At 73.4% G+C, this 25393-nt stretch carries 23 protein-coding genes; 16 read left to right on the forward strand and 7 right to left on the reverse strand.

The window, feature by feature from the left end:
- The first annotated feature begins 106 nt into the window (after window positions 1-106).
- Entirely contained in the window at window positions 107-787 is a 681-nt protein-coding gene (locus I8N68_RS29565) for a lysophospholipid acyltransferase family protein (RefSeq protein ID WP_200216072.1), read from the forward strand.
- A gap of 4 nt (window positions 788-791) precedes the next feature.
- On the opposite strand, the gene I8N68_RS29570 is transcribed toward I8N68_RS29565, so the two are convergent.
- Window positions 792-2261, reverse strand: coding sequence for a cryptochrome/photolyase family protein (locus I8N68_RS29570; protein ID WP_200216074.1), 1470 nt, complete (start codon window positions 2259-2261; stop codon window positions 792-794).
- An 83-nt stretch (window positions 2262-2344) separates the two neighbouring features.
- Window positions 2345-3835: a hypothetical protein gene (locus I8N68_RS33335; RefSeq protein ID WP_234040847.1), complete on the reverse strand. Its 1491-nt coding sequence runs from the start codon at window positions 3833-3835 to the stop codon at window positions 2345-2347.
- 124 nt (window positions 3836-3959) lie between these two features.
- Between I8N68_RS33335 and I8N68_RS29580 the strand changes: the two genes are divergently transcribed.
- The 8 genes from I8N68_RS29580 (at window position 3960) to I8N68_RS29615 (ending at window position 13472) form a co-directional block, all read left to right on the forward strand.
- Entirely contained in the window at window positions 3960-4106 is a 147-nt protein-coding gene (locus I8N68_RS29580; protein WP_200216076.1) for a hypothetical protein, read from the forward strand.
- Between the two features lie 92 nt (window positions 4107-4198).
- Window positions 4199-6190 carry a TIGR03960 family B12-binding radical SAM protein gene (locus I8N68_RS29585; RefSeq protein WP_200216078.1) on the forward strand — a complete coding sequence of 664 codons (1992 nt, stop codon included), beginning with the start codon at window positions 4199-4201 and terminating at the stop codon, window positions 6188-6190.
- 181 nt (window positions 6191-6371) lie between these two features.
- Window positions 6372-7091 (forward strand): TIGR03936 family radical SAM-associated protein, encoded by a 720-nt coding sequence (locus I8N68_RS29590; protein WP_307813026.1) that lies wholly within the window; start codon window positions 6372-6374, stop codon window positions 7089-7091.
- A gap of 132 nt (window positions 7092-7223) precedes the next feature.
- Complete coding sequence (locus I8N68_RS29595; RefSeq protein WP_200216080.1) at window positions 7224-10361, forward strand: Rne/Rng family ribonuclease; 3138 nt, start codon at window positions 7224-7226, stop codon at window positions 10359-10361.
- 450 nt (window positions 10362-10811) lie between these two features.
- Window positions 10812-11126 (forward strand): 50S ribosomal protein L21, encoded by a 315-nt coding sequence (rplU, locus tag I8N68_RS29600; protein ID WP_067312477.1) that lies wholly within the window; start codon window positions 10812-10814, stop codon window positions 11124-11126.
- 11 nt (window positions 11127-11137) lie between these two features.
- On the forward strand, window positions 11138-11392 hold the full coding sequence (rpmA, locus tag I8N68_RS29605; protein WP_091072397.1) for a 50S ribosomal protein L27: 255 nt from the start codon (window positions 11138-11140) through the stop codon (window positions 11390-11392).
- Window positions 11393-11481: 89 nt separating this feature from the next.
- Entirely contained in the window at window positions 11482-12954 is a 1473-nt protein-coding gene (obgE, locus tag I8N68_RS29610) for a GTPase ObgE (RefSeq protein WP_200216082.1), read from the forward strand.
- Between the two features lie 68 nt (window positions 12955-13022).
- Window positions 13023-13472 carry a GNAT family N-acetyltransferase gene (locus I8N68_RS29615; RefSeq protein WP_200216084.1) on the forward strand — a complete coding sequence of 150 codons (450 nt, stop codon included), beginning with the start codon at window positions 13023-13025 and terminating at the stop codon, window positions 13470-13472.
- A gap of 7 nt (window positions 13473-13479) precedes the next feature.
- On the opposite strand, the gene I8N68_RS29620 is transcribed toward I8N68_RS29615, so the two are convergent.
- Together I8N68_RS29620 and I8N68_RS29625 are read right to left on the reverse strand one after the other, a co-directional pair.
- Window positions 13480-14139 carry a DUF6766 family protein gene (locus tag I8N68_RS29620; RefSeq protein WP_200216086.1) on the reverse strand — a complete coding sequence of 220 codons (660 nt, stop codon included), beginning with the start codon at window positions 14137-14139 and terminating at the stop codon, window positions 13480-13482.
- 125 nt (window positions 14140-14264) lie between these two features.
- Entirely contained in the window at window positions 14265-14747 is a 483-nt protein-coding gene (locus I8N68_RS29625) for a DUF4383 domain-containing protein (RefSeq protein ID WP_200216088.1), read from the reverse strand.
- Between the two features lie 200 nt (window positions 14748-14947).
- Between I8N68_RS29625 and I8N68_RS29630 the strand changes: the two genes are divergently transcribed.
- From I8N68_RS29630 to I8N68_RS29640, 3 genes are read left to right on the forward strand one after another with little or no spacing between them, the layout of a single operon-like run.
- Window positions 14948-15742: a hypothetical protein gene (locus tag I8N68_RS29630; RefSeq protein WP_200216090.1), complete on the forward strand. Its 795-nt coding sequence runs from the start codon at window positions 14948-14950 to the stop codon at window positions 15740-15742.
- 31 nt (window positions 15743-15773) lie between these two features.
- Window positions 15774-16241 (forward strand): phage holin family protein, encoded by a 468-nt coding sequence (locus tag I8N68_RS29635; protein WP_200216093.1) that lies wholly within the window; start codon window positions 15774-15776, stop codon window positions 16239-16241.
- Window positions 16238-16888 (forward strand): DUF3618 domain-containing protein, encoded by a 651-nt coding sequence (locus I8N68_RS29640; protein ID WP_200216096.1) that lies wholly within the window; start codon window positions 16238-16240, stop codon window positions 16886-16888. The genes I8N68_RS29635 and I8N68_RS29640 overlap by 4 nt, the downstream gene beginning before the upstream one ends.
- An 85-nt stretch (window positions 16889-16973) precedes the next feature.
- Here the strand turns inward: I8N68_RS29640 and I8N68_RS29645 are convergent, their stop codons facing one another.
- Window positions 16974-18128: a glycosyltransferase family 2 protein gene (locus I8N68_RS29645; RefSeq protein ID WP_307813025.1), complete on the reverse strand. Its 1155-nt coding sequence runs from the start codon at window positions 18126-18128 to the stop codon at window positions 16974-16976.
- Window positions 18125-18865, reverse strand: coding sequence for a class I SAM-dependent DNA methyltransferase (locus I8N68_RS29650; protein ID WP_234040840.1), 741 nt, complete (start codon window positions 18863-18865; stop codon window positions 18125-18127). The genes I8N68_RS29645 and I8N68_RS29650 overlap by 4 nt, the downstream gene beginning before the upstream one ends.
- Before the next feature lie 151 nt (window positions 18866-19016).
- On the opposite strand from I8N68_RS29650, the gene I8N68_RS29655 reads away from it, so the two are divergent.
- From I8N68_RS29655 to I8N68_RS29670, 4 genes are all read left to right on the forward strand, one after another.
- Window positions 19017-19655 (forward strand): SRPBCC family protein, encoded by a 639-nt coding sequence (locus I8N68_RS29655; RefSeq protein WP_200216102.1) that lies wholly within the window; start codon window positions 19017-19019, stop codon window positions 19653-19655.
- A complete protein-coding gene (locus I8N68_RS29660; RefSeq protein WP_200216104.1) occupies window positions 19652-20830 on the forward strand; it encodes a zinc-dependent alcohol dehydrogenase in 1179 nt (392 codons plus the stop codon). The genes I8N68_RS29655 and I8N68_RS29660 overlap by 4 nt, the downstream gene beginning before the upstream one ends.
- Window positions 20831-21037: 207 nt before the next feature.
- Window positions 21038-23485, forward strand: a complete 2448-nt coding sequence (locus I8N68_RS29665; RefSeq protein ID WP_200216107.1) for a molybdopterin oxidoreductase family protein — start codon at window positions 21038-21040, stop codon at window positions 23483-23485.
- Window position 23486: 1 nt separating this feature from the next.
- Entirely contained in the window at window positions 23487-23945 is a 459-nt protein-coding gene (locus I8N68_RS29670; protein ID WP_200216109.1) for a hypothetical protein, read from the forward strand.
- 6 nt (window positions 23946-23951) lie between these two features.
- On the opposite strand, the gene I8N68_RS29675 is transcribed toward I8N68_RS29670, so the two are convergent.
- The gene (locus I8N68_RS29675) at window positions 23952-25196 is read right to left on the reverse strand and encodes a cytochrome P450 (RefSeq protein ID WP_200216111.1); all 1245 of its coding nucleotides are present in this window, start codon (window positions 25194-25196) and stop codon (window positions 23952-23954) included.
- Window positions 25197-25393: the final 197 nt, after the last annotated feature.

Below are 25393 nucleotides of genomic sequence, written 5' to 3' on the forward strand. Positions count from 1 at the left end.
CCCCCCCCCCCCCCCACCCCCCGGGCGGCCGGCCACCCGATCGGGTCGGCGTGGCACCGTCCGCTACCGTGACACCGCCTGTCAACGTACGACCGCCGGAGGACCAGTGCCCCTGCTCTACACCATCGGCAAGCTCACCGTGGCGCCCGCGCTCCGGTTGGCCTTCCGTCCGCACGTGGAGGGGTTGGAGCACATTCCGGCGATCGGCGGTGCGATCTTCGCGGGCAACCACCTCTCCGTCGCCGACGAGCTGTTGCTCGGCACCGTCGTCCCCCGGCACCTGGCCTTCTGGGCCAAGTCGGAGTACTTCAACGGCACCGGTGTGAAGGGCGCCTTCTCCAAGTTCGTGCTCACCGGCCTGGGCGCCATCCCGGTGGAGCGGGCCGGCGGCCGGGCGGCGCTGTCGGCGTTCGACGCCGCCATCCCGGTGCTCAAGGCCGGCGACCTGGTCGCGGTCTACCCGGAGGGCACCCGCTCACCCGACGGCCGGCTCTACCGGGGCCGCACCGGCGCCGCCCGGCTGGCCGTGGCGGCCGGCGTGCCGGTCATCCCGGTCGGCGTGACCGGCACCGACAAGGCCCAGCCGATCGGTACCCGGGTGCCCCGGCCCGGCCGGGCGGAGATCACCATCCGATTCGGCAAGCCGCTGGACTTCACCGGCCGATCCGACGACCGCACCTCGCTGCGGGAGATGACCGATGAGCTGATGGCCGAGATCCAGAAGCTCACCGGCCAGGAGTACGTGCCGCGCTACGCCCCGAAGCGCGGCGACGAGCCCGCCGCCTGAGCTGTCACGGCGGGTCGTTGCCGCGCCGCTTCTCCTGGTCGACCACCGCGTCGAGGTCGGGGAGGCGTTCCATCTGCTTCATCGTGCGGGCCATCCGGGCGTTGCCCGGGATCCGGTCCCGGTTGCCGGCCAGGAAGGCCCAGTAGCCGGCGGTGAACGGGCAGGCGTCCTCGCCCAGACGCTTCTTCGGGTCGTACCGGCAGCCGCCGCAGTAGTCGCTCATCCGGTTGATGTACGCGCCCCCGGAGACGTACGGCTTGGTGGTGATCCGGCCCAGGTCGGCGTACTGGCTCATGCCGACCACGTTCGCGGTCATCACCCACTCGTAGCCGTCCACGAAGCGGGTGTGGAACCATTCGACCAGCTCGGACGGGCGGAATCCGCGCTGCAGCGCGTAGTTGCCGAGCACCATCAGCCGGGGGATGTGGTGCACCCAGGCCCGATCCCGCACCCCGGCGAGCACGTCGGAGAGGCAGTGCGCGTCGACCGCGTCGGCGTCCAGGTCGTTCCACCAGGCCGGCAGCGAGCGGCGCGCGCCCAACTCATTGCTGTTGCGCCAGGTCGGCTCGAAGTACCAGTAGGTGTGCCAGATGTAGTCCCGCCAGCCGAGGATCTGCCGGACGAAGCCCTCCACGCTGGCCAGCGGCGCGCCCTCCGTGCGGTACGCCTGCTCGGCGCCGCGGACCGCCTCAAGCGGGTCCAGCAGGCCCAGGTTGAACGAGGACGAGAGCATGCTGTGCGCCAGCCACGGGTCGGTGGAGAGCATCGCGTCCGAGTACGGGCCGAACGCCGCGAGCCGGTGCCGGAGGAAGTGCCGCAGCCGGGCGTTGGCCTCCTTGATGGTGGCCGGGAAACGGCGGGGGCCGTCCCGCCCGACGAACCGGATCCCCTCCCGCTCCCAGCGGTCCAGGTCGGCCCGGACCTCGGCGTCGACGTCGTCCTCCTTCGGCATCGGCGGAGCCGGGACGTCGACCTTCCCGTTCTTCGGCGGCGGTTCCCGGTTCTCGACGTCCAGGCTCCACCGGCCCCCGACCGGCTCGTCCCCCTCGACGAGCACGCCGTGGTGCTGCCGGGCGAACCGGTAGAACGCCTCCATCCGCAGCGCGCCGCGCCGGTCGTCCGCCCAGTCGGCGAAGTCCGCCAGGCTGGTCACGTAGCCGCGCGCCGGCAGCACGGTGACCCCGTCCCGGTTGCGGACGAACTTCAGCGCCCGCCGGGAGGTGGGGTGGCAGACCTCCAGCGGCTCGCGCACCTTCTGCAGCGCCTGCCCGTACGTCTCGGCGCGCAGGAAGATCGCCTGCTCACCGAGTTCGGCGGCGCGGTGCCGCAGCGCGGAGAGGATCAGGTGGGCCTTCTGCCGGTGGTAGGCGCGGCGCCGGAAGACCGCCTTCGACTCGATCAGCAGGACCCGTTGCTTCCGGTCGTCGAGGAAGTGCGGCCCCAGCTGATCGGCGAACAACCAACGCCGCGACATGTCCCGATTGTGAACCCTCCGCCGGTTATGCGACCGTCCGAAACGAAGGCTTTATGTATTCGAGACCGTGCGGAGCGTGACGGTCAGGACCGGTCCGGCGTGATGATCTGCTGGCGCAGCGTGTCCAGCAGGGCGGCGCTGTCCTGCACCGACAGTCGCGTGAACACGGCGGTGACGAGGCTGCCGTGGTCGACCGAGGTGCAGACCACCACCGTGTCGCCGTCGGCGCGACCGACCGCGCAGCGCTCGTACCGGCCCCGGACGTGGGTCTCCACCGGCACCGCGGGGTCGAGCGCGTACCCCTCCTGCAGGCGAGCCAGCTCGGCCTTCGCGTCGGACTCCGGGCTGAACCGGAAACCCGTACCGCCGAGGACCGTCACCCGCTTGCCGTCGTCGGTGGCGTAGACGCCCGCGAAGGTGTCCTCGGCGAGCAGGTGCGCCTGGCGGACCTCGGTCTTCAACCGCTCGGCGGTGGCCTGGCTGCGCTCGTCCTGGCGCAGCCGCAGGCCAGACACCTGGTCGGGCAGCGCCGCGCTGGCCGGGTACTGGGTGGACATCGGCTGGAGCCACCAGAACGGGACGCCGCAGCAACAGACGAGGGTGAGCAGCAGGAGCCACGGCCAGCGGCGCCGGCGGCGGACCGGGACCGGGACGTACCCCTTCGGCGCCCGCCAGTCCGGCGGCGGGGCGACCGGCGGCGGGGCCGACCCGCGGCGCTGCTTCGGCGGCCGGGCCGGCGCGGCTGGCGGCGGGGACACCGGCGCCGGCGGCGGCGACACCGGACGGGCGGCGACCGGCGGGCCGGGTGGTGGGGCGACCGGCGGCGCCGGATAGGGGAGCGGGTGCGGCTGTGCGGGGTAGGGGAGCGTCGGCGGCAGAGCCGGGAAGTCGGCGGAGCGCAGCTCCCAGCCGCTGGTGTCGGCGCCCGCCCACGGGTCGACGGGGACCTGGTGCTCCGGCGCGGGGGGCGGTGGGACCGGGGTCGGCTCGGCCGACTCGCCCCAGCTGCGCTTGCGGGGCGGTGGCGGCGGGACGGCCGCGGAGCCGCTCCACCGGGGGGCCGCCGGCTCCGGCCGGGTCTCCACCCGGGTCGGGTCGGGCTGGTTCGCCACCCGGGTCGGGTCGGGCCGCGCCGTCGGTGACGCCGGCTCGGTGCGGGTCGGGACGGTGGCGGAGCCGCGGGCCGGAATGACGGGTGCCGGGGCGGCGGCCTCCGCCGCGTCGCCCGGTGCGTCGGGTGAGGTGGCCCCGGCGATCGTCGCCGGGTCGTCGCCGGTACCGGCCGCCGCGTCGCCGTCGCCGGACGGGGCATCCGCGCCCGTCACGGTCGGGGTGTCGGGACCGGTGTCCCGGGACCCGTCGTCGGCGTCCCGGGCCTCGCCGCCGACGGCCGGCGGGTCCACGCCGTCGGCGGCCGGGGCGTCGGTGGGCGGCGTGGGGCTGCCGTCCGGGGCCGTGGGTGGCCCGTCAGACGGCGGTACGGGCTCGTCGGTGACCGCCGGATCCCGGTCCCGGCCCGTGACCGGGGTGCCCCCGTCGGCCGGCCGGTCTGCTCCCGGCTGCGGCTGCGGCATCGCGGCAATCTCCTCTCGCGCCGGTTGCGAGGTTAGTACCGGCACGCCACCGCCGCCCAACCCGCCCGCCGCCGGGAGGGACGGCCGGGGGGCGACCGGCCGGACCGGACCCGGGTCAGGCCGGGTGCTCTACCTGTTCAGCGGCGCGCTGGGCTGGTTCGTCAGCCCGCTGCTCGGGGTGATCGGCATCGTGGTCATGATCCTCTATCACGCGCTGACCAGCGAGGGCGTACGTCGGCGGTGGCCGCACCGTCGGGCGGTCCGCCGCTGACCACCGGCGGTCCGGTTCCTCCCGGCATGGGCGGCCGGCCGGCGGGCGGTGCGGCGCGGCGCCCGGCGGCCGGGCGCGTACCCTTGGGCATCATGAGTGTCCCGTCCACGACGCCGCGCCCCGCTGCGGCGAATTCCGTCTGGCCCCAGCTTGAGCCGCTGCTGCCCCAGGTGACCAAGCCCATCCAGTACGTCGGTGGCGAGCTGGGCGCGGTGGTCAAGGACTGGGACGCCGCGACCGTGCGCTGGGCGCTGATGTATCCCGACGCGTACGAGGTGGGCCTGCCCAACCAGGGCGTGCAGATCCTCTACGAGGTACTCAACGAGCTGCCCGACGTGCTCGCCGAGCGGACGTACGCGGTCTGGCCGGACCTGGAGAAGCTGATGCGCGCCCACGGCGTGCCGCAGTTCACCGTCGACGCGCACCGCTCGGTCCGCGACTTCGACGTGTTCGGCGTCTCGTTCTCCACCGAGCTGGGCTACACGAACCTGCTCACCGCGATCGACCTGGCCGGCATCCCGATGCTCGCCGCCGACCGGACCGACGCCGACCCGGTGATCGTGGCCGGCGGCCACGCCGCGTTCAACCCGGAGCCGATCGCCGACTTCATCGACGCCGCCGTGCTCGGCGACGGCGAGGAGGCGGTCCTGGAGATCACCACGATCGTCCGGGAGTGGAAGACCGAGGGTTCGCCGGGCGGCCGGGACGAGCTGCTGCTGCGGCTGGCCCGCACCGAGAGCGTCTACGTGCCGCGCTTCTACGACGTGGACTACCTGCCCGACGGCCGGATCCAGCGGGTCGTGCCGAACCGCCCGGACGTGCCGTTCCGGGTGCACAAGCGCACGACGATGGACCTGGACGCCTGGCCGTACCCGAAGAAGCCGCTGGTGCCACTCGCCGAGACGGTGCACGAGCGGTACGCGGTGGAGATCTTCCGGGGCTGCACCCGGGGCTGCCGGTTCTGCCAGGCCGGCATGATCACCCGCCCGGTGCGGGAGCGGTCGATCACCACCGTCGGGCAGATGGTGCGCGAGGGGCTGGAGTTCTCCGGCTTCTCCGAGGTGGGTCTGCTGTCGCTCTCCTCGGCGGACCACTCCGAGATCGGCGACATGTGCTCCGGCCTGGCCCAGCAGTACGAGGGCACCAACGTCTCGCTCTCGCTGCCGTCGACCCGGGTGGACGCGTTCAACATCGACCTGGCGCAGGAGCTGTCCCGCAACGGCCGGCGGACCGGGCTGACCTTCGCCCCGGAGGGCGGGTCGGAGCGGATCCGCAAGGTGATCAACAAGATGGTGTCGAAGGAAGACCTCATCCGCACCGTGGTCACCGCGTACACCAACGGCTGGCGGCAGGTGAAGCTGTACTTCATGTGCGGCCTGCCCACCGAGACGGACGAGGACGTCCTGGAGATCGCCGACATGGCGCACGAGGTCATCAAGGCCGGCCGTGCCGCCACCGGCAGCAAGGACATCCGCTGCACGGTCTCCATCGGCGGGTTCGTGCCGAAGCCGCACACTCCGTTCCAGTGGGCCGCGATGGAGCGGCCGGAGGTCATCGACCACCGGCTCAAGATCCTCAAGCAGGCCATCAACTCGGACCGCTCGCTGGGCCGGGCGATCGGCTACCGGTACCACGACGGCGAGCCGTCCCTGATCGAGGGCCTGCTCAGCCGCGGTGACCGCCGGGTCGGCACGGTGATCCGCAAGGTCTGGGAGAACGGCGGCCGGTTCGACGGCTGGAGCGAGCACTTCTCGTACCAGCGCTGGGTGGACGCCGCCGCCGAGATGCTGCCGGCCTTCGGCGTGGACCTGGACTGGTACACCACCCGGGAGCGCGACCAGCTGGAGGTCCTGCCATGGGACCACCTGGACTCCGGCCTGGACAAGGACTGGCTCTGGCAGGACTGGCAGGACTCGCTGTCGGAGTACGAGCAGGACGACTGCCGGTGGACCCCGTGCTTCGACTGCGGCGTCTGCCCGTCGATGGACACCGAAATCCAGATCGGCCCCACCGGCAGGAAGCTCCTGCCGCTGACGCCGATCGGCGGTTCCGGCCTGAAGGTCCCGTCCGGCGCCCCGCAGTGACGCCCCGGGGCGGGCGGCGTGCCGCCCGCCCCGTTCCGGTGATCATGAAGTTATTGTCACGGACACGGCATGTCGCCGGTGACACCTTCATGATCAGCCGGTTCTGAGACCGAGGAGCACGACGATCAGTAAGAAACCACAGCCGGAGGGCGGGCAGGCGCCGATCGTCCAGCGCGTCCGGATCCGGTACGCCAAGCGTGGACCGTTGCGGTTCACCTCGCACCGGGACTTCGCCCGGGCCTTTGAGCGCGCCCTGCGCCGGGCCGGCGTACCGATCGCCTTCTCCCAGGGCTTCACCCCGCACCCCAAGATCTCGTACGCCAGTGCCGCCCCCACGGGGGTGGCCAGCGAGGCCGAGTACCTGGAGATCGGGCTCCGCGAGCCGGTCGACCCGGCCCAGCTGCGGGCCGCGCTGGACGCCGCGCTCTCGCCGGGGCTGGACGTGCTCGACGCGGTGGTGGCCGGGGGTGGCAGCCTGGCCGACCGGATCGAGGCGTCGCACTGGCGGATCGAGCTGCCCGAGGTCGACCCGGCGGTGCTGGCCAGCGCGGTGGCTGCCTTCACCGCCGCCGAGGAGATCCAGGTCGAGCGGATGACCAAGCAGGGGCGGCGTACCTTCGACGCCCGTGCGGCGGTCATCAGCATCGATGCCCTTCCCGCGTCCGAGACGCCATCCGGGGCGTCGGCCGTACCGTGTGCGATACTCGAACTGGTCGTGCGGCAGGTCACCCCGTCCGTACGACCCGATGACGTCCTTTCCGGCCTCCGCGTGGTGGCCGACCTGGAGCCGCCGGTCTCCCCGAGGGTGATCCGGCTGGCACAGGGCACGTTGACCGCGCAGGGCGAGATCGTGGATCCGTTGGATGCGGACCGCGACGGGGCAGCCATCGGTGAACACTGACCGACGGTCAGTGTTCTAAGCAGGCAGACTTCGGCGGTCGCGCACCTCGCGCGCCCGGCGGAAACACTTTTGCGGCGACCCTGCGTGGCAGCGCTCACCCGCGCCCGGGGCAGCCAGAACTGGAGAACGTCCATGCTCGAGAACGAGCCCGAGGGCGGCGAACGGACCGGGTCACAGCCGGCCGGCGAGACCGCCGACACCAGCACCACCGGCACGCCCGAGGCCGCGCCCGCCCCGCGTAAGCGGGCCAGCCGGCGCCGGGTCGCCCCGCTCAACCAGCCGGAACAGACCGACGCGCCGGTCGAGGCGTCCACCGCGCCCGGCTCGACCGCCGGCGAGCCCCACCAGGCGGAGGTGTTCGCCCCGATCGCGGGCGAGCTGGAGCCCGCCCCGAAGACCACCCGTCGCCGCCGGAAGGCGACCACCGCCAAGGCGGCCGAGGAGCCCGTGGTGGCCACCGGCGCCGAGGAGACCTCCGCGGAGGTCCTTCCCCCGGTCAAGGTGACCCGCACCCGGCGTCGCAAGGCCGTCCCGCCGGCCGCCGAGACTCCGGCCGTCGAGGCCGAGGCCGGCCCCGCCGGCGCGCCCGAGGCCGCCACCCCGGCGGCCGGGCCGACGGTCGAGCCGCACGCCGTCGCCGAGCCGCAGGCGGACGCCGGGCCGACGCTGGCCGAGGAGGCCCCGGCCGAGGAGGCCGAGGAGGAGACCGCCGCCGAGGAGGCCGCCGCGCAGGACGCGCGGCGGACCCCGGTGTCGGAGGCAGCCGGCGAGCCGACCCCGACCCCGTCGGGCGCCGCCGTGTTCCCGCCGGCCGCCGAGGCCGGCCCCGCCCGGGTCCAGGAGCCGACCGGCGACGTCGCGCCCGGCGCGGCCGTGCCGGGCGGCACTGAGCCGCCGGCCGAGCAGCCGGAGCCGCGTACCCGCCGGCGCCGAGCCGCCCTCGCCGCGCCGACGGTGCTCTTCATGCCGCCGCAGCCGGAGGAAGCGCCGGTCGTCCGGGTCACCGCGCCCGCGCCCGCGCCGGCCGCCGAGGAGCCGGCCGAGGAGCCCGTCGAGACCGGCCGTCGCCGTCGGCGCGGCCGTCGCGAGGTGGAGCCGGTCGAGGTCGAGGTCGAGGTCGACGAGGAGCCCGCCGTCGAAGCCGAGGAGATCGGCGAGGCGGAGGACGAGGACGAGGAGTCGGCCGCGGCCCGTCGCCGCCGCCGTCGCGGCCGCCGGGGTCGTGGCCGGGGCAAGGGCGGCGCGGAGGACCTCGAGGACGAGGAGGCCGAGGAGGCCGTCCGGGCCGAGAGCGCCGAGGCCGAGGCCGAAGAGGCTGAAGAGGCCGAGGAGGCCGAGGAGGCCGAGGACGAGGAGGGCGAGGGCGAAGGGCTGACCCGGCGCCGGCGCCGCCGCCGTCGTCGGGGTGCCGGTGAGGTCGAGGGGGCCGCCGAGGACGGCGTGCCCACCGTGGTCAAGATCCGCGAGCCGCGCAAGGCCGTCGACGAGGTGCAGGGCGTCTCCGGCTCCACCCGGCTGGAGGCCAAGCGGCAGCGCCGCCGGGACGGCCGGGAGCAGCGGCGTACCCGGCCGCCGATCCTCAGCGAGTCGGAGTTCCTGGCCCGCCGGGAGGCGGTCGACCGGGTGATGGCGGTCCGCCAGCGCGGTGACCGTACCCAGATCGCGGTCCTCGAGGACGGCGTCCTGGTCGAGCACTACGTCACCCGCAACTCGTCGGCGACCATGGCCGGCAACGTCTACCTGGGCAAGGTGCAGAACGTCCTGCCCAGCATGGAGGCGGCCTTCGTCGACATCGGGCGCGGCCGCAACGCCGTGCTGTACGCCGGCGAGGTCAACTGGGACGCCACCGGCCTGGAGGGGCGGGCCCGCTCGATCGAGCAGGCACTGCGCTCCGGCGACTCGGTGCTGGTGCAGGTCACCAAGGACCCGATCGGGCACAAGGGCGCCCGGCTGACCAGTCACATCGCGCTCTCCGGCCGGCACCTGGTGTACGTGCCCAACGGCAACGCCTCCGGCATCAGCCGGAAGCTGCCGGACACCGAGCGCAAGCGGCTGCGGGACGTGCTCAAGAAGCTGGTCCCGGACGGCGCGGGCGTGATCGTGCGTACCGCCGCCGAAGGGGCGAGCGAGGACGAGCTGGCCCGCGACGTCAAGCGGCTCCAGGCGCAGTGGGAGGACATCCAGGCCAAGGCGGCCGAGGGCGGCGCCCCGGTGCTGCTCTACGAGGAGCCCGACCTGGTCATCCGGGTCGTCCGGGACCTGTTCAACGAGGACTTCCGCGACCTGGTGATCGAGGGCGAGCAGTCCTACGACATGGTCGAGTCGTACCTGTCGCACGTCTCGCCGGACCTGGTCGCCCGGCTGCGCCGGTACGCCGGCACCGCCGACGTCTTCGCCGAGTACCGGATCGACGAGCAGATCCTCAAGGGGCTCGACCGCAAGGTCTTCCTGCCCTCCGGTGGGTCGCTGGTGATCGACCGCACCGAGGCGATGACCGTCATCGACGTCAACACCGGCAAGTACACCGGCTCCGGGGGCAACCTGGAGGAGACGGTCACCCGGAACAACCTGGAGGCGGCCGAGGAGATCGTGCGGCAACTGCGGCTGCGCGACATCGGCGGCATCGTGGTGATCGACTTCATCGACATGGTGCTGGAGTCGAACCGGGAGCTGGTGCTGCGCCGGCTCACCGAGTGCCTGGGCCGGGACCGGACCAAGCACCAGGTCACCGAGATCACCTCGCTCGGCCTGGTGCAGATGACCCGCAAGCGGATCGGCGCGGGCCTGCTGGAGGCGTTCAGCGAGCCCTGCGAGTGCTGCAAGGGCCGCGGTGTGATCATCCACACCGAGCCGGTGCCGGAGAAGCCGCGCTCGGGCGCCAACGTGGGGGAGAAGGTCAAGGCGGTCGCCTCGGCCGTCACCGCCGCCCCCGCCGCCGAGCAGGGCGGCACCGCGTCGTCCCGGCGCCGGGCCCGCAAGGCCGCCACCCCGGAGAAGACCGTGGCCGAGGTGACCGAGACCGCCGACGAGGTGGCGCAGACGGAGGCCGAGTACCACGACACGATGGGCTACGACCTCTCCCGGTACCAGGCCGAGACGCCGGCCGCCCCGGCGGTGGCCGACGCCCAGGAGGGCGAGTCGGCCCGGCTGGCCGCAGCGGACGACCCGGACGCGGTCGGCGACGGCGACGCCGAGGACGAGGGCACCGAGGGTGGCACCGGCCGACGGCGGTCCCGTCGCGGCGGCGCCCGGCGGCGTACCCGGCCGTGAGGCGCTGACCTGCGCGACGTGTGACAGGGCCCCTTCCCCGGCAACACTGTCCGGTGGGAGGGGCCCTGCCGTGTGTCTGCCTGGCCGCGCCGCCGAGGCGGCCCTGGCGCGCTGGCGGGACGCGCTGCGGCTGCAGTCGGGGCAGGCGACCGACCCGCGGCTGAGGACGCTGCTGGCTGGCCTGGCCACCGAGGTCGACCGGCCTGGGCACCGAGGTCGAGAAGATCGACACGGCGGATTTCGACCGCCTCCGGCAGCGTCTCGACGCGCTCTGCCCGCGCTGACCAGCGGGCCCGGTTTGGGGGCCGGCCGGTTCATGGCGTACTCTTTCCTGCGGCGCACTTTGGTGTGCCGAGTTCCCGCGTGCCCGCGCCGCCGGTGTCACTGCTACCCGGCGAGTCGCCGTGGGAACGACCGCCAGCAGCCTCAACGACAGGGAGTCCGCCTCCGATGTACGCGATCGTCAAGACCGGCGGCAAGCAGTACAAGGTCGCCGAGGGCGACGTGATCGAGGTCGAGAAGCTCACCGGTGCCCCCGGTGACGCGGTGAAGCTCACCGCGGTGCTCCTCGTCGACGGTGACGACCTGGTGACCGACGCGGCGAAGCTTGCCAAGGTCGCGGTGTCCGGCGAGATCGCCGCGCACACCAAGGGCCCGAAGATCCGGATCCACAAGTTCAAGAACAAGACCGGCTACCACAAGCGCCAGGGTCACCGCCAGCCGCTGACCCAGGTCAAGGTGACCGGCATCTCCAGCGGGAAGTAGGTCGTCCTCCAATGGCTCACAAAAAGGGTGCGTCCAGCTCGCGTAACGGTCGTGACTCCGCGGCCCAGCGACTCGGCGTGAAGCGCTTCGGTGGTCAGGTCGTCAGCGCGGGTGAGATCCTCATCCGTCAGCGTGGCACCAAGTTCCACCCCGGTGACCTGGTCGGCCGTGGCGGCGACGACACGCTGTTCGCGCTGTCCGCCGGCTCGGTCCAGTTCGGCACCAAGCGTGGTCGCAAGACCGTCAGCATCGTGCCGCAGCAGTAGTTCGAAGGCGTTGCGGGCCGTGGACCTCGGGTCCCGGCCCGCTTCGTTTTTTCTCACGCGGGGTGGACCTCGCTGGAAGGATTGGCGTCGTGACGACGTTCGTTGACCGGGTCGTCCTGCACATGCAGGCCGGCGACGGCGGGCACGGCTGTGCCTCGATCCACCGGGAGAAGTTCAAGCCCTTCGGCGGCCCGGACGGGGGCAACGGCGGGCACGGCGGCAGCGTCTCGCTGGTGGTGGACCCGCAGGTGACCACGCTGCTGGACTTCCACTTCCGTCCGCACCTCAAGGCCGAGAACGGCAAGGGGGGCGCCGGCTCCAACCGGGACGGGGCCAACGGCCACGACCTGCTGATCAAGGTGCCCAACGGCACGGTGGTGCTGAGCCCCGACGGCGAGGTGCTGGCCGACCTGGTCGGCGCCGGCACCACGTTCGAGGCGGCCCGCGGCGGGCGCGGCGGTCGGGGCAACGCCTCGCTGGCCAACGCCCGGCGCAAGGCTCCCGGCTTCGCCGAACTGGGCGAGCCCGGCGACCGGCTGGACGTGGTGCTGGAGCTGAAGAGCGTCGCGGACGTCGGCCTGGTCGGTTTCCCGTCGGCCGGCAAGTCGTCGTTGATCTCGGTGATCTCCGCCGCGAAGCCGAAGATCGCCGACTACCCCTTCACCACCCTGGTGCCGAACCTGGGCGTGGTCCGGGTCGACAACCACACCTTCACCGTCGCCGACGTGCCGGGCCTGATCCCCGGCGCGGCGACCGGCAAGGGGCTGGGGCTGGAGTTCCTCCGCCACGTCGAGCGCTGCGCCGTGCTGGTGCACGTGGTCGACACCGCGACGCTGGAGCCGGGCCGCGACCCGCTGGCCGACATCGACACCATCGAGGCCGAGCTGAGCGAGTACGGCGGCCTCGCCGACCGGCCCCGGTTGGTCGCGCTCAACAAGATCGACGTGCCGGACGGGCGGGACCTCGCCGACATCGTCCGGCCGGACCTGGAGGCGCGGGGCTTCCGGGTCTTCGAGGTCTCCACGGCCACCCGCGAAGGGCTCAAGGAGCTGATGTTCGCGATGGCGGAGGTGGTCGAGCAGGCCCGCCTCGCCGCGCCGCCGGCCGAGCCGACCCGGATCGTCATCCGCCCGAAGGCGGTCGACGACGCCGGCTTCACCATCGAGGCGGAGGAGGACGGCTCCTTCACCGTGCGGGGCGTCCGGCCGGAGCGTTGGGTCCGGCAGACGAACTTCGAGAACGACGAGGCCGTCGGCTTCCTGGCCGACCGGCTCGCCCGCCTGGGGGTCGAGGAGAAGCTGGCGAAGGCCGGCGCCAAGCCGGGCGACCTGGTGCGGATCGGCGAGCGGGAGTTCGACTGGCAGCCCACCCTCTACGCCGGCGTCGACTTCGTCCCGGGCAGCCGGGGCACCGACATCCGGCTGGAGGAGAAGTCGACCCGCGCCTCGGCGGCGGAGCGGCTGGAAGCCCGCAAGGCCCGCCGGCGCCGCGAGGACGAGCTGGCGGGCGCCCCGCAGGAGGGCCTCGACGTCGACATGGACGACGACGAGGACTGGGAGTAGCCCGCTCCGTCGGTGCGGGGTCGTTGGCCGGAAACCTCCGCGAAATCCGCTCGGCTTAGCGTGACGGGATGTTGATCGAATCCCGTCCCGCCACCGATCCGGAGATCGCCGCCCTGGTCACCGCCCAGCAGCGCGAGCTGCGGGAGGCCGACGGCGGGCTGGACGGTCAGGCGACGCTCACCCACGACGACATCCACTACCTGGTGGCGGTGGTCGGCGGGCGGGCCGTCGGCTGCGGCGGCGTCCAGGCCCTGGCCGCCGACACCGGCGAGCTGAAGCGGATGTACGTGCGTCCGGCGTACCGGGGGCGGGGCATCGCCCGGCAGTTGCTGGCCGCGCTGGAGGAACTGGCCTTCCAGCGCGGACACACCGTGGTCTGCCTGGAGACGGGGACGTACCTGCCGGCCGCGATCGGGCTCTACACCTCGTGCGGGTACGAGCCCATCCCGGTGTACGGCGAGTACGTGCACAACCCGTACAGCGTCTGCTTCGCCAAGCGGTTGCCCGTCGCGGCCTGAGCCGCGCTCAGGCGCCGGTCTCGGCGTGCGCGGCGGTGACCGGCTTCGACTCGGGGCTGGCGTGCTGCCGGAGCACGATGCTGAGCAGGATCAGCACGCCCACGGCGAGGAACTCGCTCTGCCAGTTCTGCATCGACTGGAACCAGAAGTCGCTGGTGCCCAGGAACTGCCAGGCGCCGATCGGGGTGGCGCCGCTCTCCAGCGCCTGCTCCTCGTTGTACGCCGCCACGCCGCCGAGCACGTGCCCGAGGAACGAGCCGGTGAAGATCATCAGCAGCGCGATGGAGAGGCTGTTGCGGTAGACGGCGAGCGGGAACCCGCCGACCCGCACCGGCCAGGGGGAGTCCGGCGTGGCCCGGCGGGCGTCATCCTCGGGCCGGTCGGTCTGCCCCTCGGGCTTCGACTCGGCCGAGCCCTTCTGCACCAGGTACGCGGTGAGCAGCACGTAGCCGCCCATCTGGAGGAACTCCGACTCCCAGTTCTCGAAGACCGCTTCGGCGAAGTGCCCGGTGCCGAGGTACGCCCACCAGCTCAGCGGAGTCGCGCCGGACTGGGTCAGCTCCTCGTTGTGCACCTGCCAGCCGAACACGCTCTGCAACGTCAGGAAGACCAGGAACGCGCCGAGCATGGCGACCGTGAGCGCGTTCTCCCGCAACCACCGTGGCATCGCAGGACCTCCTCGTCCGTCGGGTCACCCCCCGTGGTGACTCTCCGTTGCCCCCGGCAAGGATTCGGCAAACGCCGCCCCCGGTGTGTCCGGTCACGGACCACCCGACCGGGTGAGGGCGCGGGTCAGGGCCGGTCGAGCGGGTTGTCCAACCGGCCGCCGGTGCCGACGTCGTTGGAGAGCAGCAGCCCCGCCGTGAGCATGCCGAAGCCGAGGAACAGGTGCAGCCAGTTGTCCGCGTCGTTGAGCGGCACGAAGTTGACCGCGGTCTCCAAGTCGATCGCGAAGCCGTAGAGCCAGAGGCCCAGGTAGGCGACGCCGCCGCCGGCCAGGAACAGCCGCGCCCCGGCGACCCGGCGGGCGAGCACCAGCCCGGCCAGGCCGAAGAGCAGGTGCAGCAGGTTGTGCAGGATCGACACCTGGAACAGGCCGAGCAGCTTCGCCTCCGAGTGGTGCCCGGCGAAGGTCAGGTCACCGTAGTGCGTGGTGACACCCGGGATGAACCCGAGCACGCCGAGCAGGACGAAGACGGCGGCCACCGCGGCGGCGACCGCCTTGATCCGGGGCTTCCGGCCGGCCGGGGCGCGTCCGCGCACGTCACGTGCCATCGCTGTCACCTCCGTGGAGCAGCCGCCGCCCGGGACCGGACGACCCTCCATTGTGTGATCGTGACGGGGCGCCTCCGCAGAGAAATGACGAATCAGGCATGGACCCGACAACCGGGGGTAGGTCAAAGGACACGTCGACAACACGTCGGTGTGATCCCCCCCAGCACAACCGCTACGACCATCCGAGCGGAAGGGTAATCATGACTTACGATCTCTCACCCACGTCCTCCACGCGGCAGGAGTCGAACAACGGCGGTGGCGTCCGCGACCAGGCCCGCCAGGTCGGCTCGGAGACCGCGAACGCGGGCGGCGCGGTCGCCCAGACCGCCAAGGAGCAGGGCCAGGAGGTGGTGGGCGAGGCGAAGCGCCAGGCCCGCAACCTCTACGGCGAGGCCCGCTACCAGGTCGCCGCCCAGACGAGCCAGCAGCAGCAGCGCGCGGCCGGTGGGCTCCGGTCGCTGGCCGAGGAGATGCGCTCGATGGCGCAGAACAGCGGCCAGTCCGGCCCGGTCAGCGAGCTGGCCCACCAGGCCGCCGACCGGGTGCACGGCGTGGCCGGCTGGCTGGAGCAGCGCGAGCCCGGCGACATCCTCCGCGAGGTGAAGACCTACGCCCGCCGCAACCCGGGCACCTTCCTGATCGGCGCCGCCGTTCTCGGCGTGCTCGCCGGCCGGCTGACCAAGAACATCGCCGCCGCCGGTGACGAGCACGGCACCGCCCAGCGGGCGTACGGCACCGGCTACGACCCGGACCGGACCGCGGTCATCCCGACCTCGCGCGCCGTGCCGGATCAGGTGCCGCCGGGCGGCTACCTCGACCCGACGCCGGGCAGCTACGCCGACCCGCAGACCAGCTACGCCGAGCCGGGCGGCTACACCGACCCGACCCGCGGCGGCTACGCCGAGCCGCAGACCGGCACCGGCCAGCCGTTGCCGCCGGTGAGCCAGACCGACCCGCTGCCGGGCGTGCCGTCGAGCGGTGTCACCCGTCCGTGAGCGGCCGATCCGTCAGAAGGGAGGCGACGGCATGACCATGCCGACGCAGGGGTCCGGACTCGACTCCGGTTATCAGCCGGAGGCGGGCGCCCCGCACACCGCGGACGAGGTCCGGCAGAGCTCCATCGGTGAGCTGATGCGCCAGGTGACCACCGACCTGTCCACGCTGATGCGGCAGGAGGTCGAGCTGGCCAAGGCGGAGATCCGCCAGGAGGGCAAGAAGGCGGGCAAGGCCGCCGGGCTCTTCGGCGGCGCCGGCTTCGGCGGCTACATGGTGGCGCTCTTCCTCTCGATCGCGCTCTGGGCCGGGCTGTCCAACGTGATGGACGCCGGCTGGGCCGCGCTGATCGTGGCCGTCATCTGGGCGGTCATCGCCGCGGTCCTCTACTCCATGGCCAAGAAGAACGCCGAGCGCATTCGCGGCCTCAAGCAGACCAACGACAGCGTGCAGCGCATCCCCGACGCGCTCAAGCCGCACCCGGAGGGAGTCACCCGATGAGCACCGACCCCGCCCAGATCCGCCGGGAGATCGAGGCCACCCGTAACAGCCTGAGCTCCGACGTGGACGCGCTGGCGTACAAGGTCAGCCCGGGCCGCATCGTCGACGACCGCAAGCAGCGGGCGCGCAACGCGCTCCAGAATGTGAGGGACAAGGTCATGGGAACCGCCTCGGACTACGGTCACCACACCGGTGACGCCGCCCACTCGGTGGCCGACCACGCCTCCTCGGCGGCCGCCACCGTCGGCGACAAGGCGCACGCCGCCGCCTCCACCGTCGGCGACGCCGCCCAGCGGGCCCCGCAGGTACTGCGGGAGAAGTCCGAGGGCAACCCGCTGGCCGCCGGCCTGATCGCGTTCGGGGCCGGCATGCTGGTCTCCTCGCTGATCCCGGCCACCCGCCGCGAGCAGCAGGTGGCCACGCAGGTCAGGGAGCGGGCCGGCGAGCACGCCGGCACGGTGAAGGAGAAGCTGGGCGAGGTGGCCAGCGAGCTCAAGGAGGAGCTGCGCGAGCCGGCGCAGCACGCCACCGAGTCGGTGAAGTCCACCGCCCAGGACGCGGTCCACGCGGTCAAGGACGACACGAAGTCGGCCGCCCAGGACGTCAAGGAGACCGCGCAGCAGTCCCGCGACCAGGTCCGGTACTGACCCCGTTCCTCGTACGCCGCAGCTCGCGGCCACGCCCGGCACCCGCCGGGCAGGCCGCGAGCTGTCGCGTGGGCGGACCTCGCCGTCAGGCGCGCGGCCGGCCCCCGGGGCAGCCGTCGGCCTCCACCCAGAGCCGCAGCTCGCCGGGGCCGCCGCGGGCCAGCCGGCGGCGCAGGGCGCGCGGGGAGTGCGCGGCGTCGCGGAGCCGGGCGCCGGCGTAGGGGACCCCGCCGCGCAGCCGCCGGCCCAGCGCCAGCCAGGAGCAGACCCCCCGTTCCAGGACCCAGAGCGGGGCGGCCAGCGCGGTGTGCGCCGGGAAGACCCGGGTGCCGCCGGCCCGGCGGCGGCCCAGCTCGGCCACCGCCACGGTCAGCGCGGCGGCCCGGAGCAGCAGCCCCGGGCGGCCGGCGGCGAGGGCGGCCAGCGCGCCGGGCAGCACCGCCAGCGAGGTCGCCAGCCGGACCGGTTGGGCCAGGTCGTCGTACGCCTGCCGGACCCGCTGCCCGCGGAAATGCGCGGCGGTCGGCGGCAGCCGGCGTACGTGCAGCCAGGCGGGGGTGGCGGTGGCCCCGCCGTACGCCCGCACGGTGCGGACCAGCTCCAGGTTCTCGAAGAGCACGTCGGGGTCGTAGCCGCCCATGGCGCGGAACGTGCTCCGGCGCACCGCCAGGGTGCCCGGCCAGTCCCCGCCGAACGCCCGGTTGAGCAGGATCCGGCCGGTGTCCCACCAGGCGTGCCAGGGCAGCGGGTCGAAGTGGTTCTGCGGCCGGACCAGGTCCACCCGGTCCAGCAGCTCGTGCACCGCGCGCAGCCCCGCCTCGTCGTACCGGACGTCGTCGTCGGCGATCACCACGTGCTCGTGCCGGGCCAGGGCCACCCCGGTCAGCACCCCCAGCACCTTGCCGTTGGCGCCGTGCAGCGCGGGATCGGGGCGGACGTGCCGGACCAGTTCCCGCCACGCGGCGGCGTGCCGGGCGAAGCGGTCCGGCGCGGAGCCGTCGACCACCGTCACGTCCACCCAGCCGGCGAGGGCGCGCAGATGATCGGTGAGCTCCGCCAGGCCGCTGTCCTCGGTCCAGCGCAGCGGCAGGACGTACTCGATCGGCAGGTGGGGGCGCGGCCGGGCGCCCGGCGCGGCGGCCGACCCGGCGAGGACCGGGGCGGCGGGCCCGGTGGCCGCGCGGAGCCGGTCGGTGACCGCGGGCGGGCGGGCGTCGGGGCCGCGGGCCGGGGCGCTCACGCCCCCGTCCCACGCCGGTAGACGGTGATGTGCTCGCGGCTGTCGTCGGTGAACGGCCGGGCGGTCCAGTCCGCCCACCGGCTCTCCCGGGTCATCCCGGCCAGCTGTGCCATCAGGTCCAGCTCGGCCGGCCACGCGTAGCGGTGGTTGGCCGGCAGCAGGTGCATCCCGTCGTCAGTCAGCCACACCTTGGTGGTGGTCATCCGCTGCTCGGCGGGGTGCAGCTCGGCCGCCTCCAGCAGCACCGCGTCCGGGGCCACCCGGATCGGGCGCAGCGCGCCCCCGGCGCGGAAGGCGCCCGGGTCGGGCACCCACGCCTCGATCACGAACCGGCCGCCGGGGCGCAGGTGCGCGGCGGCGTTACGGAAGCAGGCGACCTGGGCGGCCTGGTCCGGCAGCGCGAAGATCGTGTTGAAGGCGAGCAGCACCAGGCCGAACTCGCCGGGGGCCCGGGTGTGGGCGAAGTCGCCGACGGCCACCTCCACCCGGTTCCCGCCCGGCTTGGCCCGCAGCCGGTCCACCATCTCCGGCGATCCCTCCACCCCGGCGACCCGCAGCCCCCGCTCCAGCAGCGGCAGCGCCAGCCGGCCGGTGCCGATGCCGAACTCGCAGACGGGACCCCCGTCCGCCAGCGCCATCAGCCGGTTCACCGCGGTCTCCGGATCCAGGTGGCCGTACGCCTCGTCATAGACGTCGGCCGGGATGCGGCGGCCGTACTCGCTGGGGTCGAAGGCCAAGGTCGCCTCCCGGCGGAACAGGGGATCGGGTCTCCGCCGGGTGCCCGGAATTCCGCCCATCAAACCGCTTTGTCGTTTCGACGCCGCCACGCCGGGTAGCGCTCCGGGACGCGGGCGGTCCATCCCCGGACGCCCCGGTGGAGGAGACGTGATGACCAGCAACGGAACGAGGTGGGCGCTGGCGGGCGCCGCCACGGTGACCGCGGTCGGTGTCGGCCGGGTGGTCGCCCGACGGCGGCGTCGACACCAGCCGGATCGGGCGGGCGGCTGGTACGTCGTCCACCGGGGGATCACGGTGGACCGGCCGGTGGACGCCGTGATCGGCTTCTGGAGCGACCGGGAACGGCTGGACCGGGCACTTGCCGAGTGGGCGACCCTGGAACAGCTCGACGAGAACCGATGGCGCTGCGTGGCGCGCGACCCGGCCGGCGGGCGCACCGAGTGGCGGGCCGAAATCAGCGTCGACGGCCCCCGCCGGCTGAGCTGGCGGGTCACCCGCGGGCCGGTGATCCAGCAGGGGCAGGTCGAGCTGGTTCCGGCCCCGCAGGATCGGGGCACCGAGATCCGGGCCGAGCTGCGCTGGCGGTCCGGCCGGGTCCGCCGGGCGCTCGGGCTGACCACCCGCCGGGACCCGGACCGGGGGCTGCGGGACGCGCTGCGCCGGATCAAGTCGCTGATCGAGACCGGCCAGATGATCGACACCCGGCACGACCCGTCCGGGCGCAGCCCGAAGCAGGAGGCGGCGACCAACAAGGTCCGCGAGAAGCTGATGGCGGGAGGCCGGCCGTGAGGGCGCTGTGCTGGGAGGGCGTCGGCAAGCTCGCCGTCCGCGACGTGCCGGAGCCGCGGATCCGCGCCCAGGGCGACATCATCGTCAAGGTCCGGGCCAGCAGCGTCTGCGGCTCCGACCTGCACCTGATCAACGGCTACCTGCCGGCGATGCGGGAGGGCGACATCCTCGGCCACGAGTTCATGGGCGAGGTGGTGGAGACCGGCCCGAGCGTCCAGCGGCTCAAGGTGGGCGACCGGGTGGTGGTCGGCTCGGTGGTGGCCTGCGGCTCCTGCTGGTACTGCCGCACCGAGCAGTACTCGCTCTGCGACAACTCCAACCCGCAGCCGGTGATCCCGGAGAAGCTCTGGGGGCACTCGCCGGCCGGCATCCTCGGCTACTCGCACGCGGCCGGCGGCTACTCCGGCAGCCACGCCGAGTACATCCGGGTGCCCTTCGGCGACGTCGGCGCGTTCACCGTGCCCGACGGGGTGCCGGACGACTCGGTGGTCTTCGCCTCCGACGCGATGCCGACGGGCTGGATGGCCGCCGACTTCTGCGGACTGAAGGGCGGCGAGGTGGTGGCGGTCTGGGGCGCCGGCGGGGTGGGCCAGATGGCCGCCCGGGCCGCCCAGCTCCTCGGGGCCGGGCGGGTCATCGTCATCGACCGGCTGCCCGAGCGGCTGGGGACCGCCGCCGACCGGCTCGGCGTGGAGACCGTCAACTACGCCGAGACCGACGTGCTGGAGGCGCTGCGCGAGATGACCGCGGGCCGGGGGCCGGACGCCTGCATCGAGGCCGTCGGCATGGAGGCGCACGATGTGGGACCGACCTACGCGTACGACAAGGCGAAGCAGTCGGCCCGGCTGACCACCGACCGGCCCACCTCGGTACGCCAGGCGATCATGGCCTGCCGCAAGGGCGGCACGGTCAGCATCGTCGGCGTGTACGGCGGCCTGGTCGACAAGTTCCCGCTGGGCGCGGCGATGAACAAGGCCCTGGTGCTGCGGATGGGGCAGATGCACGCCCAGCGGTACATCCCGATGCTGCTCGACCGGCTCGCCGCCGGCGAGATCGACCCCGGCTACCTGGCCACCCACCCCATGTCCCTGGAGGAGGGCGCCCGCGGCTACGAGATGTTCGAGAAGAAGGAGGAGGGCTGCCTGCGTACCGTCCTGCACCCGAAGCGGTCCTGACCAGCGCGGTCGATTCGTTTGCGCATCGCGGGGGTAGTGCACTCGTCATGCCCGCGAACGAGGAGAACCCGTCCCGCGCGACCACCGCCGTCAGGGCGTTCGGCGGCAGCGGCGGTGCTCCTGGTGACCGCGGTCGACCGGCTGTTCAACCGGGCCACCGGCCGGCCGATGCCGCTGTGGCGGGGCCCGTCCGAGGAGGGCTGAGAGATGGTGGACCGGATCGCGGACCCGTGGGGGCCGCGCACCCCGTACGGGCCGGGTCAGCGGTGGCCGGTGCGGGTGGACAGTTTCCTCGCCGACGGCCACACCGAGGCCGACGTGCAGCGCTGGGTGCCGACGGCGTCCATCCTGCACTCCAACGGCGACGCGATGGACATCGCGGTGATCGACGATCGGATCGTCGGGGTCCGCGGCCGGGCCGGCGACCGGATCAACCACGGCCGGGTCGACCCTAAGGACCTGTACGGCTGGCAGGCCAACCACAGCCCGGACCGGCTGCGCCGCCCGCTGGTGCGGGAGGGCGACCGCCTGGTGGAGACCGACTGGGACACCGCGATGGGCCGGATCGTGGCCCGCTCGAAGGAGCTGCTGGACGGCCCGGGCGGCTGGGGGCACTTCGGCTTCTACACCAGCGGACAGCTCTTCCTGGAGGAGTACTACACGCTCGGCGTGATCGGCAAGGCCGGCCTCGGCACCCCGCACATGGACGGCAACACCCGGCTGTGCACGGCCACCGCCGCCGCGGCGATGAAGGCGTCCTTCGGCACCGACGGGCAGCCCGGCTCGTACACCGACGTGGACCACTGCGACGCGATCGCGCTGTGGGGGCACAACGTCGCGGAGACGCAGACGGTGCTCTGGATGCGGATGCTGGACCGGCGGCGCGGGCCGAACCCGCCGGCGATGCTCGCGGTCGACCCGCGCGCCACGCCGGTGGCCCGGGAGGCCGACGTGCACCTGGCGCTGCGCAACGGCACCAACATGGCGCTGCTCAACGGCCTGCTCCGGGAGCTGATCCACCGCGGCTGGTACGACGAGGAGTATGTCCGCGCCCACACGCTCGGCTTCGACGAGCTGTGCCGGGTGGTGGCGGACTACCCGGTCGCCAAGGTGGCGGAGATCTGCGATCTGCCGGCCCGGCAGATCGAGCAGGCGGCCGAGCTGCTGGGGCACTCGGAGCGGCTGCTCTCCACCGTGCTCCAGGGCTTCTACCAGTCCAACCAGGCCACCGCGGCGGCCTGCCAGGTGAACAACCTGCACCTGATCCGCGGCATGATCGGCCGGCCCGGCGCCGGGCTCTACCAGATGAACGGCCAGCCGACCGCGCAGAACAACCGGGAGTGCGGCGCCGACGGCGACCTGCCCGGCCTGCGCAACTGGGAGAACGAGGAGCACGTAGCGGAGCTGGCCCGGCTCTGGAACGTCGAGGTCGACACCATCCCGCATTGGGCGCCGCCGACCCACGCCATGCAGATCTTCCGGTACGCCGAGCAGGGCTCGATCAAGCTGCTCTGGATCTCCGCCACCAACCCGGCGGTCTCCCTGCCCGACCTGGTCCGGATCCGCCGGATCCTGGCGCAGCCGGAGCTGTTCGTGGTGGTGCAGGACCTGTTCCTGACCGAGACCGCCGAGCTGGCCGACGTGGTGCTGCCGGCGGCGACCTGGGGTGAGAAGACCGGCACCTTCACCAGCGTGGACCGGACCGTGCACATCTCCGAGAAGGCGGTCGAGCCGCCCGGCGAGGCCCGCGCCGACCTGGACATCTTCCTCGACTACGCGCGCCGGATGGACTTCCGCGACGCCGACGGCAACCCGCTGATCACCTGGACCGGGCCGGAGGAGGTGTTCGAGGCGTGGAAGGAGTGCTCGCGGGGCCGACCCTGCGACTACACCGCGATCACCTACGAGCGGCTGCGCTCCGGCGGCATCCAGTGGCCCTGCACCGAGGAGCACCCGGACGGCACCGAACGGCTCTACCCCGACGGGGTGTTCAACACCGACCCGGACTACTGCGAGTCGTACGGCCACGACCTGGCCACCGGGGCGGAGCTGCTGCCCGACGAGTACCGGGCCAAGGAGCCGGGCGGGCGGGCGTTCCTGCACGCGGCGCCGTACCAGCCGTCGCCGGAGGTGCCGAGCGAGGAGTATCCGCTGCTGCTCACCACCGGCCGCACCGTCTACCACTTCCACACCCGGACCAAGACCGGGCGGGCCACCCAACTGGTGCACGCCGCGCCGGAGAGCTGGGTGGAACTCAACCCGGCCGACGCCGGGCCGCTGGGCGTGGGGGAGGGGGACCTGGTCCGGATCGAGTCACCGCGCGGCGTCGTCCGCGCCCGGGCCCGGATCTGCGGGGTACGCCCCGGCGTGGTCTTCCTGCCCTTCCACTACGGCTACTGGGACGCCGCCGACGGTGCCGCACCCGGCCAGGGGCGGCACGACCGGGCGGCGAACGAGCTGACCATCACCGCCTGGGACCCCGTCTCCAAGCAACCGATCTTCAAGGTGGCCGCGGTCCGGGTGGTCAAGGAGGCCGACTCGGGCGGCCGGCCCGCGCCCGCGCCCACGGTCGGCGGCTCCGCGCCGCTGGACGGGGCGGGCATCCCGGCCACCGTCGGGGGACCGGCCGCCGAGGCACCGTCGAGGGGGGAGTGAGATGCACCTGGCGCACTATCTCGGGCTGCTGCACAAGGCCCAGGAACGCCTCGGTGACGCCTTCACCGAGGTCGGCGAGGCGCACCGGGAGGAGCCGGACGTCTTCCACACCTGCGAGAAGCTGGCCGCCCAGTGCCGGGGGCACGCGGGGAAGCTGGCCCCGTTCGCCCGCCGGTACGCCGAGGAAGCCCCGACGGAGCCGGACCGGCTGCACTCGCAGCTCTTCTCCGGCACCCGCACCGGCGGTCTCGGCCTGCTCCGCGACCTCCAGGACCTCTACCTGATGGCGGCGGAGTGCGACATCTGCTGGGCGGTGGTCGGCCAGGCCGCGTACGGGGCGCGGGACTCCGAACTGCTGACGGTGGTGAAGGCCTGCGAGCAGGAGACCGCGATGCAGCTGAAGTGGCTGCGGACCCGGATGAAGCAGGCCGCCCCCCAGGCGCTGGTGGTGGCGCAGTAGCCCGGCTCACCCGGCCGGACGGACGCCGTCGATGAGGAAGCCGCTCGGCGGCAGGGCAGGCATCCGGCGCAGGTTGACCGTCAGGTCCTGCGGCGGCACCCGGTAGCTCATCGCGCTGGTCAGGTTGGTCACCGCCCGCTTCAGCAGCTCGATGGTCAGCCACTCCCCGGCGCAGCGGTGGCCGGTGAGGTGGTCCCCGCCGCCCTGCGGAACGAGGCTGAACGGGTCGCCGCGCCAGCCGGCGAACCGGTCCGGCCGGAACTGCTCCGGCCCGGGCCACAGCTCCGGGTGGTGGTTGGTGCCGTAGAGGTCGAACAGCACCCGTCGGCCGCGGGGGAAGTGGTGACCCGCCCAGTCGAAGGAGCGCCGCACCCGGGCCGCCGCGGCCGGAAAGAACGGGTAGTAGCGGCGGACCTCCTGGACGAAGCTCTCGGTGGCGGCCTCGTCGCCGCGGACCCGCTCCCGCCACTGCGGGTGGTCGTGCAGCGCGAGCGCGGCGAAGACCACGAAGCGGTCCACGGCGACGGTCGGGCGGAGGATGTTCAGCAGGTCGACCGCGGCGATCCGGCGGGGCAGCGGGTGGCCCCGCTCGTCGCGGTGTTCGGCGATCACCCGCAGCGCGCTGCCCGCCGGTGCCGGCAGGCTACCCGCCCGGGCGCGGTCGACGATGTCGCCGATCCAGCGCTCCGCGCGCCGCCGGCCGAGCAGGCCCCGCCAGTGCTGAGGGCCGACCGCGGCCGGAGCCTCGATCATCGCGTGCAGCTCGGTAGTCCGGCGGGCCACGTCCGAGTCGGCCAGCGGCACCCCGGCCCAGGCGCAGACGGCCCGGGTGAGCATCCGGGCGACCTCGTCGTAGAGCACCACCCGCCCGGACCGCTCCCAGACCGGGATCCGGGCCCGCCACTCGTCGTCGAAGAGCTGGCCGAGCTGCCGGATCGCGGTCGGCGTCAGGACCGACATGAGCATCGCCTTGCGGTCCCGGTGCGCGGCGTCGTCGAGGCCCTGCACCCCGCCGACGCCGGTGAGCGTCCGCTGCGCGCGCATCGGCATGGCCGCCTTGCGGCGGAAGCGGTCGTTGTCGTAGAACAGCTCCGCGGCGGGTCGGCCGCGCAGGCAGATGGTCGGCACGAGCAGCAGCCGGGTCTGGAAGACGTCGCTGCCGTACCGGTCGCAGCGGGCGCCGATGAACCGGTAGCCCTCCCTGAGGAACGCCAGGGTGCTCTCCGGGCTGCGGTCGACGGGAATGCTCATCTGCTGCTCCTGAAGCGGTCGGCGCTGCTCTCCACGACCGGGCACGTCCCGGTGCGCTTCGTCTACCCAGGCCGGCAGGGGTGAATCCCCGCGCCGCACCGGTCCCGCCCGGGCGGGACCGGTGCGGCGAACTGGCGTCGGGCTGGCCCCTCCCACGGCGCCGGAAAGCTGGTTCGCTGGTTCCGGGCCGGCAGCGG

Source organism: Micromonospora coerulea, assembly GCF_016598485.1.
Taxonomy (GTDB): domain Bacteria; phylum Actinomycetota; class Actinomycetes; order Mycobacteriales; family Micromonosporaceae; genus Micromonospora; species Micromonospora coerulea.

Excerpts from the sequence above, each read along its gene's own strand:
- I8N68_RS29640 (WP_200216096.1), top strand. The coding sequence starts at position 16,238 with ATGAGCACCGACCCCGCCCAGATCCGCCGGGAGATCGAGGCCACCCGT.
- I8N68_RS29665 (WP_200216107.1), top strand. The coding sequence starts at position 21,038 with ATGGTGGACCGGATCGCGGACCCGTGGGGGCCGCGCACCCCGTACGGG.
- I8N68_RS29570 (WP_200216074.1), bottom strand. The coding sequence starts at position 2,261 with ATGTCGCGGCGTTGGTTGTTCGCCGATCAGCTGGGGCCGCACTTCCTC.
- I8N68_RS29635 (WP_200216093.1), top strand. The coding sequence starts at position 15,774 with ATGACCATGCCGACGCAGGGGTCCGGACTCGACTCCGGTTATCAGCCG.
- I8N68_RS29675 (WP_200216111.1), bottom strand. The coding sequence starts at position 25,196 with ATGAGCATTCCCGTCGACCGCAGCCCGGAGAGCACCCTGGCGTTCCTC.
- I8N68_RS29620 (WP_200216086.1), bottom strand. The coding sequence starts at position 14,139 with ATGCCACGGTGGTTGCGGGAGAACGCGCTCACGGTCGCCATGCTCGGC.
- rpmA (WP_091072397.1), top strand. The coding sequence starts at position 11,138 with ATGGCTCACAAAAAGGGTGCGTCCAGCTCGCGTAACGGTCGTGACTCC.
- I8N68_RS29655 (WP_200216102.1), top strand. The coding sequence starts at position 19,017 with ATGACCAGCAACGGAACGAGGTGGGCGCTGGCGGGCGCCGCCACGGTG.
- I8N68_RS29670 (WP_200216109.1), top strand. The coding sequence starts at position 23,487 with ATGCACCTGGCGCACTATCTCGGGCTGCTGCACAAGGCCCAGGAACGC.
- I8N68_RS29625 (WP_200216088.1), bottom strand. The coding sequence starts at position 14,747 with ATGGCACGTGACGTGCGCGGACGCGCCCCGGCCGGCCGGAAGCCCCGG.
- I8N68_RS29595 (WP_200216080.1), top strand. The coding sequence starts at position 7,224 with ATGCTCGAGAACGAGCCCGAGGGCGGCGAACGGACCGGGTCACAGCCG.
- I8N68_RS29615 (WP_200216084.1), top strand. The coding sequence starts at position 13,023 with ATGTTGATCGAATCCCGTCCCGCCACCGATCCGGAGATCGCCGCCCTG.
- I8N68_RS29630 (WP_200216090.1), top strand. The coding sequence starts at position 14,948 with ATGACTTACGATCTCTCACCCACGTCCTCCACGCGGCAGGAGTCGAAC.
- I8N68_RS29585 (WP_200216078.1), top strand. The coding sequence starts at position 4,199 with ATGAGTGTCCCGTCCACGACGCCGCGCCCCGCTGCGGCGAATTCCGTC.
- I8N68_RS33335 (WP_234040847.1), bottom strand. The coding sequence starts at position 3,835 with ATGCCGCAGCCGCAGCCGGGAGCAGACCGGCCGGCCGACGGGGGCACC.
- rplU (WP_067312477.1), top strand. The coding sequence starts at position 10,812 with ATGTACGCGATCGTCAAGACCGGCGGCAAGCAGTACAAGGTCGCCGAG.